Here is a 12374-nt window from a genome sequence, read left to right on the forward strand (position 1 = left end):
CCGGGGCGTCGGTGCGGGGGGAACGGGTCAGACGACGCGCGGGTCGGACTCCTGGGTGTCGTCCTCGGGGATGTGGACGTCCTGGACGGTCACGTTGATCTCGGCGACCTCCATGCCGGCGATGTGCTGGATGGCGTCGGCGACGGCGGAGCGCACGTTCTCGGCGACCTTCTGCAGCGGCGCGGGGTACTCGGCGACGATGGTGATGTCGGCGGCGACCTGGCGCTCGCCGACCTCGACCTTGACGCCCTGGCCGCGGTCGTCGTTGCCGATCGCACTGCGGATGGCGCCGATCGCTCGGGCCGCTCCTCCGCCGAGGGCGTGGACGCCCGGGACCTCGCGCGCGGCGATGCCGGCGACCTTGGCGATGACGCCGTCCTCGATCACGGTGCGTCCGGATCCGGTGCTGGTCTGACGGGTGGTGGTCGCGGTGGTCTCGGCCATGGTCTCCTCTTTCGCTCGGGGCCCGATCGCTCGATCAGGCGGGGTATGCAGGTAGGACGCTCCGTCGACGCCGAACGTCACGGTCGGATCCGGCCCGCCCAGGCAACTGCCAGAGAGGCGGGCCGGGCCGGGCCGGTCCTCTCAGGAACGCGGTCGACGCCCGTCGATTCGCCCTCGGCCCGGTGCTGTGGTGGCATGGAGCCGTGACCGACGCGACCGCCCCGCAGGCGCCCCTCCCCGATCGGACGGCCGCGCGCATGCGCCCGCGCGCCCTGCTCGTCCTGGCCCTGATCGGCGCGGTCGGCGGGACCCTGTCGGGCGCGTTCGGCGTCGGCGGCGGGATCGTGATGGTGCCGATGCTGATCGCGTGGGCCGGGATGGACCAGCGCCGCGCCTCCGCCACCTCGCTGCTCGCGATCGCTCCGACCTCGGTCGCCGGAGCGTTCGGCTACGCCCTCGCCGGCCAGGTCGCCTGGGTCCCGGCGGCGGTGATCGCGGCTGCGGCGATGCTCGGGGCGGTGGCCGGATCCTGGCTGCTCGCGCGGCTGCCTCTGGGGGTGCTGCGCTGGATGTTCGTGGCGCTGCTCGTGGCCGCGGCGGTGCGGATGGCCGTGTTCGGCTCGAACGACACCGGCGACGTCGCCGAGGGCTGGGGCGTGTGGCCCGGATTCGCGGGGCTCGGCATCGGGATGGGCGTCGCCTCCGGCCTCTTCGGCATCGGCGGCGGAGCGATCGCCGTGCCGGTCCTGGTCGGGGCCTTCGGGCTCGCGGACCTCCTGGCCAAGGGCACGTCGCTCGCCGCGATGATCCCCACGGCGGTCACCGGCTCGATCGCGAACGCCCGGCGCGGCCTGCTCGACGTGCGCGCGGGCCTCGTGGTCGGGCTCACCGCGACGGCGTTCTCCTTCGCCGGAGTGGCGCTCTCCTTCCTCCTGCCGGCGCGCGTGTCCGGGATCCTCTTCGCGGTCCTCCTCCTGCTCGCGGCGGTGCAGCTCGCCCTCCGCGGGCGGCGCCGCTGAGCCCTGCACGACGCGGACCCCCGCCGTCAACGCCCTGTCCGACCCGTCGCAGACGCTCGTAGCGTCGTCGCGATCGGGCGCGGGCCCGGAGGGGCGGGAGCACGATGGAGCAGCAGCAGCGCGAGCAGCAGGGCCGGCAGCAGCGGCGAGGGGGCGGCGCGAGCCTGCACCGGGACGTCGCACCCGGGGTGCACCGGCTCGAGCACGCCTGGACGAACCTCTACCTGATCGAGGAGGCGGGCCGGTTGACCGTCGTCGACGCAGGTCTCCCGAGGACGTGGCCGCACCTGGTCCGCGCGCTGGAGGTGCTCGGCCGCTCGCTCGGCGACATCGACGCCCTCGTGCTGACCCACGCGCACTTCGACCACCTCGGCGTCGCCCGCAGCCTCGTCCGGCGGGGCGTCCCCGTGCACCTGCACGCGGCCGACCAGCCGCTCGCCGCGCAGCCCTACTCCTACCGCCGCCAGCGCACGCCGTTCGTGTACCCGCTGCTGCACCCCTCCGCGATCCCGGTGCTCGGAGCGATGGCCCGTGCGGGCGCGCTCGCGGTGCCGCCCGTGCACGGGACCCTGCCGCTGACCGCCGGAGCGGTGCTCGACGTGCCCGGATCGCCCCGCGTGCTCGCGACTCCGGGGCACACCGACGGGCACGTCTCGCTGCACCTGCCCGAGCGCGACGCGGTGATCGGCGGAGACGCGCTGGTCACGCTCGACCCCTACTCCGCGCGCACCGGCCCGCACCTGGTCGCGCGCGCCGCCACCGCCGACACGGCGCAGTCCCTCGACTCGCTGCGGGTCCTCGCCGGGACCGGGGCGCGGACACTCCTGCCCGGCCACGGCGCGCCCTGGCGCCTGGGCGTCGCGGCGGCGGCCGAGCTCGCGGCGCGGACGCCGATCGCCTAGGGCGCGCCGCCGCAGGCCGCTCAGAGGCCGGTGGCCTGCCTCCCCGGCCGACCCGGCCCCGCAGCCGTGGCACCATCGGAGGTGATGTCGATCCCCGGTCCCGCATGAGCGCGGTCAGCTACCAGGCCGCGTCGATCCCCCTCCGCCTGGCCAGCGCCGGCATGGTCGTCGCCCTCCCCGTCCTCGCCGTCGAGCGTCTCGGCGACGTCGCGCTCGGCGGCGCCCTGACCGGAGCGGCGCTCTTCCCCGCCGTGATCGCCGCGCCGCTCGTCGGCACGGTGCTCGACCGGGTCCGCCGCCCCCGCCGGCTCCTGGTCGGCGCCGCGCTCACGACCGCCGTCGCCTTCGCGGTCGCCGCCTTCCTCGGCGAGGTGCCGACGCCGCTCATCGTGGTGCTGCTGCTCCTCGCGGGGCTCGCGACGCCCGTCTACATGGGCGGCATGTCGAGCTTCGTCACGAGCGCCATCCCGGAGCCGCGCCGCGCCTACGCGCAGGACTCGCTCTCGTACACGGTCGCCTCGATCAGCGGGCCGGCGATCGTGGGCCTCGCGGTCGGAGTCGGGGGAGCGCGGACCGCGATGCTCGCCATGGCGGTCCTCGCCCTCATCGGCGTCGTCGGGTCGCTCGGCCTGGCGATGGAGGCCCGTCCGGCGCCGACCGTCGGCGTGCTGCGGACGATCGTCGCGGGCGTCACCCACCTCGTGCGGCATCGTCCGATCGCGGTGGTCACCTCGGCGGGCACGCTCAGCCAGGTCGCGGGCGGAGCGGCGGGAGTCGCGGCGATCAGCCTCTCTGTGGAGCGGCTGGGCAGCACCGACGCCGCCGCGTGGATCCTGACCGCCTTCGCCGTGGGCGGCCTGCTCGGCGCCCTCGCCGTGGCCGCCCGCCGCTGGACCCGCCGTCCGCCGGCGTGGACCATGGGCGCCGCCTACATCGCGACCGGCGCCGTCCTCCTGGTCGCCGTTCCCGACCTGGGCGTCGTCGTGGCGATCGCCGCCTTCGCGGTCGCGGGCGTCTTCACGGCCCCCTCGAACGCGGCGATGCTGCTGCTGCGCGACCAGGAGAGCCCGGCCGCCGTCCGCTCGCAGGTGTTCACGATCGGCGCGGGGCTGCGCTCCGCCGCAGCGGCCGTCGGCGCTGTGCTGGCGGGAGCGGCGTCCGGCCTCGGAGCCTCCTGGCTCGTCGCGGGGATCGCCGTGGTCTGGATCGGCTCCGGCCTGCTGCTGCGCCTGTTCCCCGCGCGCGACCGCGACTGACCCCGGCCGCGCGCGGAGCGCTCGGCGGGACCGGCACCTCCGCGCGCGGGGATCGCGATCAGGCCGCGACGCCCGCCAGCGTGCCCGTGCTCGGCCCGTTCGGGTCGGTGATCATGCAGTTGATCGTGCGGTCGCCCGTGCCCCAGCTCTCGGCGGTCGGGTAGTAGTAGCTGAAGTCGTACGCCGAGTCCTGGTAGCCGATCCCGGTGAACGACTCGAACGCCGTGACGCAGTCGGTCTCGGCCTGCTCCGTCGCGACGGACTCGCCCGGGTACTCGTCGGCGTCGGCCATCGTCAGGTTCTGGAACACCTCGTAGACGTGCGGGTCGGTGCAGGGCACGGTCGGCACGTCGGTGACCTCGGTCGCCTCCTCGCTGAGCTCTCCGTTCAGGCAGTCGCCCACGCGCAGCTGGAAGACGTCGGTCGTCCCGCCCTCGGTGATCTCCCCGGTCTCGTCGTCGCGGGTCTCGCCTCCCATCAGGCCGTTCAGGCCCGAGCAGCCGGTCAGGCCGAGGGCGAGGGCCGCGCCGGCGGCCAGGACGAGGGCGGTTCTGCGGCGGTTCATGGCGACTCCCGGGATCTGCGGCACGGAGGTGTTCCTGTGACGGCTCCCAGGCTAGGGGTGCAGGGCATCCGTCCCGAGGGGGCTGCACTCGATCCGGATCTCCACTTTCCGGAGTAGCGGACGCTCAGCCCGGTCCGGTCGAATGGGGTCATGGCTCAGAAGACGGTCGCAGACCAGCTCATCGCTCAGCTCATCGACGCCGGCGTCTCCCGCATCTACGGGATCGTCGGCGACTCGCTGAATCCGATCGTCGACGCGGTGCGCCGCAGCGGCGGATCCGAGAAGGGAGGCATCGACTGGATCCACGTGCGCAACGAGGAGGCGGCCGCCTTCGCCGCCGGCGCGGAGGCGCAGCTCACCGGGCGCCTCGCCGTCTGCGCCGGCAGCTGCGGCCCCGGCAACCTGCACCTCATCAACGGCCTCTACGACGCGCACCGCTCCTCCGCCCCGGTGCTCGCCATCGCGAGCCACATCCCCAGCAACGAGATCGGCTCGTCCTACTTCCAGGAGACGCACCCGGACAGGCTCTTCGTCGAGTGCTCGAACTACCGCGAGCTGATCTCGACCGCCGCCCAGGCTCCGCGGGTCGTGAACGCCGCGATGCGCAGCGCGGTGGCGCTCCGCGGAGTCGCCGTGGTCACCCTCCCCGGCGACATCGCCGAGCTGGAGGCGGTCGACGGCTTCCCCGCGTTCGTGCTGCCGTCGACACCCGTCCTGGTCCCCGCCGACGCCGACGTCCGCGCCCTCGCGGCCGCGATCGACCAGGCGCGGACCGTCGCGATCTTCGCGGGCGCCGGAGTGCAGAACGCGCACGACGAGGTCGTCGCCTTCGCCGAGCTGGTGGGCGCGCCCGTCGGGCACAGCCTGCGCGGCAAGGAGTGGATCCAGTACGACAACCCCTACGACGTCGGCATGACGGGCCTCCTCGGCTACGGAGCGGCGCACGCCGGCATGCACGACGCCGACCTGCTCCTCCTCCTCGGCACCGACTTCCCCTACGAGCAGTTCCTCCCCGACGCCTCGAAGGTCGTGATCGCTCAGGTCGACAGCGACGCCTCGAAGCTCGGGCGCCGCGTCAGCGTCGCGCACCCCGTCCACGGCGACGTGGCGGCGACCCTCACCGCGCTGACCCCGCTCGTGCAGCGGAAGGACCACCGCTTCCTCGACAAGACGCTGAAGAAGCACGAGAAGCTGGTCACCGGAGTCGTCGGGAAGTACACCGAGGTCGGCACGCGCAGCCCGATCCACCCCGAGCTCGTCGCGTCCACGCTCGACGGCCTGCTCTCCGAGGACGCGATCGTCACCGCCGACACCGGCATGGGCAACGTCTGGCAGGCCCGCTACATCACCCCCAACGGGAAGCGGCGCCTGCTCGGCTCGTACATGCACGGCTCGATGGCGAACGCGCTGCCGCAGGCGGTCGGCGCGCAGCTCTCGCACCCGGGGCGCCAGGTCGTCTCGCTGAGCGGCGACGGCGGGCTCTCGATGCTGATGGGCGAGCTGGTCACGGTCGCCGCCTACCGGCTGCCCGTGACGATCGTCGTGTTCAACAACTCCACGCTCGGGCTGGTGAAGGTCGAGATGCTGGTCGACGGCTTCCCGGACTTCGCCGTCGACGTGCCGATGGTCGACTACGCGAAGGTGGCGGAGGCGATAGGAATCCGCGGAATCCGCGTCGAGGACCCGCGAGACGTGGAGGAGGCCCTCCGCTCGGCGCTCGCCGACGGCGGCCCGGTCCTCGTCGACGTGGTGACGGATCCGCTCGCCCTCTCGCTCCCGCCCACGATCACGGGCGCGCAGGTGAAGGGCTTCGCGCTGGCGGTCTCGAAGATCGTGATGAACGGAGGAGCGGGCGAGGCCGTCGCGCTGGCCCGCACCAACATCAAGCACGCCCTCCGATGATCGACGCCCGGGCGCTCGCGAGCGGCACCTGGTTCGTCCGGGGCTCCTCGCTGCCGCTCTGGCGCTCGCGGTCGGGGGTGGCGATCACGTACGCGCCGCTCCCGACCGGCGGGATCGGCGACGTCGTCAGCTGGCGCGGCCGCACGCGCTCGCACTACGTGGTCGGGATCGACACCCCCGACCCGCACGATCCGTCCGGCTTCCGCTGGCGCGGCGTCGAGCCGCTGACCCTCCTCGCCCGCAGCCGCTGGTCGTTCGTGGCCGCCGACGACGAGGCGGGCTGGGCGCTCACCCGCTTCGCCCGGACGCCGTTCACGCCAGCCGGCGTCGACGTGTACGTCCGCGAGCCGCACCCGGCCCGCGGCGTCCTCGCGGCGGCGCTCGCCGCCTGCGCCGCCGACCCGCGCACGTCCGCGCTGCGCCCGCGCCTCTTCGAGGTCGCCCCCTGACTCCTGAGCGCGCGCCCTCCAGTGAGGCGTCACGAACGGCCGCCATCCCGCTCGGATGACGACCGTTCGCGACCCCTCGGCGGTCGTCGATGCGGAGCCCGGTCGGCGAGTGCTCGTCGCAGGCGCTCGACGGAGCGCTCGGGGTGGGGGACGAACTCGGCGCCGACGATGCGGACGACGCGGACCCCGATCGAGGCGAGGTCGTCGTAGCGGCCGAGGTCGCGCGCGAAGCGCCGGTTGCTGGTGCGATGATCGTCGCCCTCGTACTCCCACGCGACCCGCTCCGCGGGGTACCAGCCGTCCGGCCGCCCGACGAAGACCCCGTCGGAGTCGAACAGCGGCTCCTGCAGCACCGGCTCCGGGAGCCCCGCCCGCATGGACGCGAGCCGGAACCGCGACTCCTGCCGCGACTCCGCCCCGTCGCGCACCAGAGCGAGCGCGGCGCGGAGTCGCACCGAGCCCCGACCGCGGAAGGCCGACACGCGCTCCCGCAGGTCGGGCAGCGGCACCCAGGGCCGTCGATCGGCCGGATCGCCGACGACCGGCGTGCGCACCAGCGCGTCGCCCACCGCGACGAGGTCGTCCGGCTCGAGGAGCGCGGAGAGATGGCAGAAGAGCGAGGCCGGATCGGTGAGGGGGAGTCCGCGGCGGAGGACACGGCGGACGTCGGGATCGGCGAGGGCGTGGCCGACGACGTTCCGGTGCCGGGGAGCGCGTCCCGGCCGGCGGACGCTGACGTGCACCGGCTCGTCCGCAGCGGCGGGCGGGAGGTCGAGCGGCCAGAGCCGCGCCGCCGTCACGTGGCTCAGGAGCGCCTCCGGACCGACCAGCGCGAGGAGCGCCTCCGCGCGCAGGCGCAGGTCGGGGTCGGGGTCGGCGGTGCGGACGCCGTGGAAGGGCCGGTGGAGGTCGGAGCTGCGGAGCCGCCCGCGGCTCAGACCGCTCGCGCGAGCGTCAGCGACGGTGAAGGCGCGGCCGCGGAGTCCGATCGGAAGCGGCGAGGGATCGTGCATCCGGCCACTGTCCCGCCTCCCGATCCTCGTGAACCGGTTCTCCACAGGTCGGATCCGCCGCCCACCCCGCTCGACCGCGTCCATGCGTCACGAACGGCCGCCATCCCGCTCGGATGACGACCGTTCGCGACCCCTCGGCGGGCCCCTGAAGCCCGCCGAGCGCGTCACTCGCCGAGCGTGATCGCCTGCGCCTCGACGAGCTCGGGCTCGGGCTCGTGGGCGTCGGCGCGGGCCAGGGTGCGGCGTCCGAGCAGCACGATCAGCGCGGCGACGGCGACCGCTCCGGCCGCGGCGTACATCGGGAAGGCCGGCGAGATCGCGGCGGCCAGGGCGGACGCGGCGGGCGGGGCGATCGCGCCGCCGAGGAAGCGGACGCCGGAGTAGGCGGACGAGGCGACGGAGCGGGGCAGGTCGGTCGCCTCCATCACGCACTCGGTGAGCACCGTGTTGACGACTCCGAGCAGCAGGCCGCCGACGATGATGCAGACGATCAGGCCGACGCGCGACGAGATCACGAAGCCGCCGGCGATCAGGTCGAGCGCGAGCAGCAGCAGCACCGAGCGCAGCACGACGGTGCGCGGGAGGCGCCGGGTGAGCAGCGGAGCGACGAACACGGAGGTGATCGCCACGCCCAGGCCCCAGCCGAAGAACGTGAAGCCGAGGCCCATCTCATCCAGCCCGAGCGGGTAGGGCGTGTAGGCGAGCAGCACGAAGAAGCCGATGTTGTAGAACAGGGCGGCACCCGCCAGCGTGCGGATGGCCGGGACCTTGAGGGCCGCGAAGGGCGCCGAGAGCGGAGTCGGAGCGGGCTTGGGGCCGTCCTCGCGCAGGAGCGTCGCGATGGCGATGAAGCCGACGGCCATCAGCACGGCGGTCCCGAAGAACGGACCGCGCCACGAGACGCTGCCGAGGAGCCCGCCGAGCAGCGGGCCGACGGCGATGCCGATGCCCAGTGCGGCCTCGTAGAGCACGATCGCCGCGGAGGAGCCTCCGCTCGCTGCGCCGACGATGGTCGACAGGGCGGTCGAGATGAACAGGGCGTTGCCGAAGCCCCAGCCCGCGCGGAAGCCGATGACGCCCTCGACGCTGCCCGCCGTGCCGGCGAGCGCGGCGAACACCACGATCAGCACCAGGCCGATCATGAGGGTCTTCTTGGCGCCGATGCGGCTGGAGAGCCAGCTGGTGAAGAACATCACGACGCCGGTGATGACGAGGTAGCTCGTGAAGAGCAGCGAGGTCTCGGTCGGAGTCGCCTGCAGGCTCTCGGCGATGGCCGGGAGGATCGGGTCGACCAGGCCGATCCCCATGAAGGCGATCACCGCGGCGAAGGCGACGGCCCAGACGGCCAGCGGCTGCTTCAGGATCGAGCCCTGGGCGGGCGAGTGGGGGGAGGTGGTCACGGCGTGGAGCCTTTCTCGGGGGAGGAGGGGACGGGGGTGCCGGCGATCCGGGCGACGCGGGCCTCGACGAGGGTCGCGGCGCGCTCGAGGGCGAGGCGGTCGTCCTCGTCGAGGTCCTCGAACAGCGGGGCCAGGGCGGCCTCGAGGCGGAGCCGGTGCTCGGCGAGGGCGTCGAAGCCGGCGGGAGTGCCCTCGATCAGCCAGGCGCGGCCGTCGCCGGCGTCGTGGACGCGGCGGATCCAGCCGGCCTCGTCGAGCCGGGCGATGATGCCGGTCATCGTCGGCTGGGTGACGCGGACCCGCTCGGCGAGCTCGCCGAGGCGGGAGGGGGAGGCGGTGCGCAGCTCGGCGAGCGTCGACCAGACGGCTCCGGACTGCGCGCCGAGCCCGGTCGCGCCGCTCGCCCGGCCCGCGAACCGCGTGAGGGCGGTGGCGGCGGAGGCGAGACGCACGGGGGCACTGGGATCGGGCACGAGAAACAATATAGCACGCCTATGTAGTTCGGTCGAGGGCGCTTCGAGTCCACCCTCCATCGGGCGCACTCACTGACGTTCTCCTCCGCTTCTGTGACAGGATCGTCCGTATTCGCGCGTCCACTCCCGCGATCACCGACGGAAAGAGAAGTCATGTCCCCCAGCGAGCACGACGTCGTCGTGATCGGAGCCGGTGCCACCGGACTCACCGCGGCGCTCCGGCTGCAGCAGCACGGCCTCGACGTCGTCGTCGTCGAGGCGCGCGAGCGGGTGGGCGGTCGGCTCGAGACCCGCGTGGTCGACGGGCAGCTCCTCGAGCTCGGCGGCCAGTGGGTCTCGCCGGACCAGACGGCGCTCCTCGAGACCCTCGACGAGCTCGGCCTCGGCACCTACTCCCGCTACCGCGAGGGCGAGAGCGTCTACATCGGCGCCGACGGCTCCGCCCGCCGCTTCACCGGCGACATCTTCCCGGGGAGCGAGCGCACCGAGTCCGAGATCTCCCGCCTGATCGAGGTGCTCGACCGCCTCGTCGCCGAGACGGATCCGGCGGCGCCGTGGACGCACCCGCTCGCCCGCGACTACGACCGCATCACCTTCGCCGCATGGCTGGAGCAGCAGAGCGACGACGAGGAGGCACGGGCCAACATCGCCCTCTTCCTCGCCGACGCCATGCTCACCAAGCCGGCGCACGCCTTCTCCCTCCTCCAGGCGCTCCTCATGGCCGCGAGCGCGGGGAGCTTCAGCAACCTGGTCGACGCCGACTTCATCCTCGACAAGCGCGTGATCGGCGGCCTCCAGCAGGTCCCGGAGCGGCTCGCCGAGCGCCTCGGCGCCGAGCGCGTCCTGCTCGGGTACCCGGTCCGCTCCGTCCGCCACGGTGACGACGGGGTCGAGGTGCGCGCCGACGGCGCCGTCCTCCGCGCCCGCCGCGCGATCGTCGCCGTGCCGCCGAACCTCGTCGGCCGCATCTCGTTCGACCCGCCGCTCCCGCGCCTGCGGCAGCAGGCCCTGCAGCACCAGTCGCTCGGCCTCGTGATCAAGGTGCACGCCACGTACGCCACGCCCTTCTGGCGCGCCGACGGCCTCTCCGGCACCGCGTTCAGCCCGCACTCGCTCGTCCACGAGGCCTACGACAACTCGAACCACGGGGAGGAGCGCGGCACCCTGGTCGGCTTCGTCTCGGACGAGAAGGCCGACCGCGTGCTCGCGCTCGACGAGGCGGAGCGGAAGGCCGCGATCCTCGACTCGCTCGCCGCCTACTTCGGCCCGGCCGCACTCGATCCGGTCGTCTACTACGAGAGCGACTGGGCGTCCGAGGAGTGGACGCAGGGCGCGTACGCCGCGAGCTTCGACCTGGGCGGGCTGACCCGGTACGGCGCGCTGCAGCTGGAGCCGGTGGGTCCGCTCCGCTTCGGCACGAGCGACCTCGCCGCCGAGGGCTACCAGCACGTCGATGGCGCCGTCCGCGTCGGCAGGCGCCTGGCACAGGAGATCATCGACGAGGACGGCGCGACCGCACCGGCCCCCCAGCGCGAAGGAGCACAGCCCGCATGAGCACCCACTACGCCGTGATCGACCCGGCCACGGGGGAGACCCTCCGCGAGTACCCGACCCTCGGCGATGCCGAGCTGACCGCGGCGATCGGCTCGGCGCAGGACGCCTACTCCTCGTGGTCGCGAACCGTGCCCGTCACGACCCGCGCGGCGCTGATCGCCCGCGTGGCAGAGCTGCACGTCGAGCGCGCCGACGAGCTCGCGGCGATCATCGTCCGCGAGATGGGCAAGCCGCTCGACCAGGCGCAGGGCGAGGTCGGCTTCGCCGCCGACATCTACCGCTACTACGCCGAGAACGGCGAGGCCTTCCTCGCCGACGAGCCGATCGAGCTCGCCGAGGGCACCGGCTCCGCGCTGATCCGCCGCGCCGGGCTGGGCGTGCTGCTGGGCATCATGCCGTGGAACTTCCCCTACTACCAGGTGGCCCGCTTCGCCGGCCCGAACGTGGTCGCGGGCAACACGATCCTGCTCAAGCACGCGCCGCAGTGCCCGGAGTCGGCCGCCGCCATCGCCGACATGTTCCGCACCGCGGCCGAGGAGCTGGGTGCGCCCGCCGGCGTCTACGTGAACCTCTACGCCACGAACGAGCAGACCGCGACCGTCATCGCCGACCCCCGGGTCCAGGGCGTCTCCGTCACCGGCTCCGAGCGGGCCGGCGCGGCCGTCGCGGAGCTCGCGGGCCGCCACCTGAAGAAGGTCGTGCTCGAGCTCGGCGGCTCCGACCCGTTCGTGCTCCTGTCGACCGACGACCTCGACAAGGCGGTCGAGGACGCGGTCGCCGCGCGCCTGGACAACAACGGCCAGTCCTGCAACGCCGCGAAGCGCTTCATCGTGATCGACGAGCTGTACGACGCGTTCGCCGAGAAGTTCACGGAGGCGTTCACCCGCGCCCAGCCGGCCGACCCGTTCGCGGAGGGCACCCTCCTCGGCCCGCTCTCCTCCTCCGCCGCGACGGAGCGCCTCGAGGCGCAGCTGGCGGCCGCGCGCGAGCAGGGGGCCACCGTCCGCGCCAGCGGCGAGGTGACCGGCAACTTCTTCCCGCCCGCCGTGCTCGAGGGCGTCACGCCCGAGATGGACGCCTACCGCGAGGAGTTCTTCGGCCCCGTCGCCGCGCTCTACCGCGTCCGCGACGAGGACGAGGCGATCGCCCTCGCGAACGACACCCCCTACGGCCTCGGCTCCTACCTCTACACGACCGACCAGGAGCAGGCGCTGCGCCTGGCGGACCGGATCGACGCCGGCATGGTCTGGATCAACCTCGTCCTCGGCGACGCGGCCGAGCTGCCCTTCGGCGGCGTGAAGCGCTCGGGCACCGGCCGCGAGATGGGCCGCCCCGCCCTCGAGGAGTTCGTGAACAAGAAGCTCATCCGCATCGCGTGAGACGGGCGCGGGCCGGGC

Annotated in this window: 12 protein-coding genes; 7 read left to right on the forward strand and 5 right to left on the reverse strand. The window is 73.9% G+C overall.

Going from position 1 to position 12374, the window contains the following annotated elements:
• Positions 1 to 27 precede the first annotated feature (27 nt).
• The gene (locus C5C95_RS01415; RefSeq protein WP_104323646.1) at positions 28 to 444 is read right to left on the reverse strand and encodes an Asp23/Gls24 family envelope stress response protein; all 417 of its coding nucleotides are present in this window, start codon (positions 442 to 444) and stop codon (positions 28 to 30) included.
• Positions 445 to 647: 203 nt separating this feature from the next.
• Here C5C95_RS01415 and C5C95_RS01420 point away from each other — a divergent pair, with 203 nt between their 5' ends.
• From C5C95_RS01420 to C5C95_RS01430, 3 genes are all read left to right on the forward strand, one after another.
• Positions 648 to 1463 carry a sulfite exporter TauE/SafE family protein gene (locus C5C95_RS01420; protein ID WP_104233037.1) on the forward strand — a complete coding sequence of 272 codons (816 nt, stop codon included), beginning with the start codon at positions 648 to 650 and terminating at the stop codon, positions 1461 to 1463.
• Between the two features lie 104 nt (positions 1464 to 1567).
• Positions 1568 to 2365 (forward strand): MBL fold metallo-hydrolase, encoded by a 798-nt coding sequence (locus C5C95_RS01425; RefSeq protein ID WP_104225146.1) that lies wholly within the window; start codon positions 1568 to 1570, stop codon positions 2363 to 2365.
• Positions 2366 to 2469: 104 nt separating this feature from the next.
• Positions 2470 to 3621, forward strand: coding sequence for an MFS transporter (locus C5C95_RS01430; protein WP_104226087.1), 1152 nt, complete (start codon positions 2470 to 2472; stop codon positions 3619 to 3621).
• A gap of 58 nt (positions 3622 to 3679) precedes the next feature.
• Here C5C95_RS01430 and C5C95_RS01435 read toward each other — a convergent pair whose 3' ends face one another.
• Complete coding sequence (locus C5C95_RS01435) at positions 3680 to 4186, reverse strand: septum formation family protein (RefSeq protein ID WP_104226088.1); 507 nt, start codon at positions 4184 to 4186, stop codon at positions 3680 to 3682.
• 150 nt (positions 4187 to 4336) lie between these two features.
• Here C5C95_RS01435 and C5C95_RS01440 point away from each other — a divergent pair, with 150 nt between their 5' ends.
• Both C5C95_RS01440 and C5C95_RS01445 read left to right on the forward strand, forming a co-directional pair.
• Positions 4337 to 6088, forward strand: a complete 1752-nt coding sequence (locus tag C5C95_RS01440; protein WP_104226089.1) for a pyruvate dehydrogenase — start codon at positions 4337 to 4339, stop codon at positions 6086 to 6088.
• Positions 6085 to 6537 (forward strand): hypothetical protein, encoded by a 453-nt coding sequence (locus tag C5C95_RS01445; RefSeq protein ID WP_104226090.1) that lies wholly within the window; start codon positions 6085 to 6087, stop codon positions 6535 to 6537. The genes C5C95_RS01440 and C5C95_RS01445 overlap by 4 nt, the downstream gene beginning before the upstream one ends.
• Before the next feature lie 29 nt (positions 6538 to 6566).
• Here C5C95_RS01445 and C5C95_RS01450 read toward each other — a convergent pair whose 3' ends face one another.
• From C5C95_RS01450 to C5C95_RS01460, 3 genes are all read right to left on the reverse strand, one after another.
• On the reverse strand, positions 6567 to 7550 hold the full coding sequence (locus C5C95_RS01450) for a hypothetical protein (protein WP_104323647.1): 984 nt from the start codon (positions 7548 to 7550) through the stop codon (positions 6567 to 6569).
• Positions 7551 to 7714: 164 nt separating this feature from the next.
• Positions 7715 to 8950, reverse strand: coding sequence for an MFS transporter (locus C5C95_RS01455; RefSeq protein WP_104323648.1), 1236 nt, complete (start codon positions 8948 to 8950; stop codon positions 7715 to 7717).
• A complete protein-coding gene (locus C5C95_RS01460) occupies positions 8947 to 9423 on the reverse strand; it encodes a MarR family winged helix-turn-helix transcriptional regulator (protein ID WP_146084654.1) in 477 nt (158 codons plus the stop codon). The genes C5C95_RS01455 and C5C95_RS01460 overlap by 4 nt, the downstream gene beginning before the upstream one ends.
• Before the next feature lie 153 nt (positions 9424 to 9576).
• Here C5C95_RS01460 and C5C95_RS01465 point away from each other — a divergent pair, with 153 nt between their 5' ends.
• Both C5C95_RS01465 and C5C95_RS01470 read left to right on the forward strand, forming a co-directional pair.
• On the forward strand, positions 9577 to 10977 hold the full coding sequence (locus C5C95_RS01465; RefSeq protein ID WP_104323649.1) for an NAD(P)/FAD-dependent oxidoreductase: 1401 nt from the start codon (positions 9577 to 9579) through the stop codon (positions 10975 to 10977).
• Positions 10974 to 12356, forward strand: a complete 1383-nt coding sequence (locus C5C95_RS01470; RefSeq protein WP_104269731.1) for an NAD-dependent succinate-semialdehyde dehydrogenase — start codon at positions 10974 to 10976, stop codon at positions 12354 to 12356. The genes C5C95_RS01465 and C5C95_RS01470 overlap by 4 nt, the downstream gene beginning before the upstream one ends.
• The last annotated feature ends 18 nt before the right edge of the window (positions 12357 to 12374 follow it).

The organism is Rathayibacter sp. AY1B7 (assembly GCF_002932735.1).
GTDB lineage: Bacteria > Actinomycetota > Actinomycetes > Actinomycetales > Microbacteriaceae > Rathayibacter.

Excerpts from the sequence above, each read along its gene's own strand:
- C5C95_RS01445 (WP_104226090.1), top strand. The coding sequence starts at position 6,085 with ATGATCGACGCCCGGGCGCTCGCGAGCGGCACCTGGTTCGTCCGGGGC.
- C5C95_RS01425 (WP_104225146.1), top strand. The coding sequence starts at position 1,568 with ATGGAGCAGCAGCAGCGCGAGCAGCAGGGCCGGCAGCAGCGGCGAGGG.
- C5C95_RS01415 (WP_104323646.1), bottom strand. The coding sequence starts at position 444 with ATGGCCGAGACCACCGCGACCACCACCCGTCAGACCAGCACCGGATCC.
- C5C95_RS01470 (WP_104269731.1), top strand. The coding sequence starts at position 10,974 with ATGAGCACCCACTACGCCGTGATCGACCCGGCCACGGGGGAGACCCTC.
- C5C95_RS01465 (WP_104323649.1), top strand. The coding sequence starts at position 9,577 with ATGTCCCCCAGCGAGCACGACGTCGTCGTGATCGGAGCCGGTGCCACC.
- C5C95_RS01440 (WP_104226089.1), top strand. The coding sequence starts at position 4,337 with ATGGCTCAGAAGACGGTCGCAGACCAGCTCATCGCTCAGCTCATCGAC.
- C5C95_RS01435 (WP_104226088.1), bottom strand. The coding sequence starts at position 4,186 with ATGAACCGCCGCAGAACCGCCCTCGTCCTGGCCGCCGGCGCGGCCCTC.
- C5C95_RS01430 (WP_104226087.1), top strand. The coding sequence starts at position 2,470 with ATGAGCGCGGTCAGCTACCAGGCCGCGTCGATCCCCCTCCGCCTGGCC.
- C5C95_RS01450 (WP_104323647.1), bottom strand. The coding sequence starts at position 7,550 with ATGCACGATCCCTCGCCGCTTCCGATCGGACTCCGCGGCCGCGCCTTC.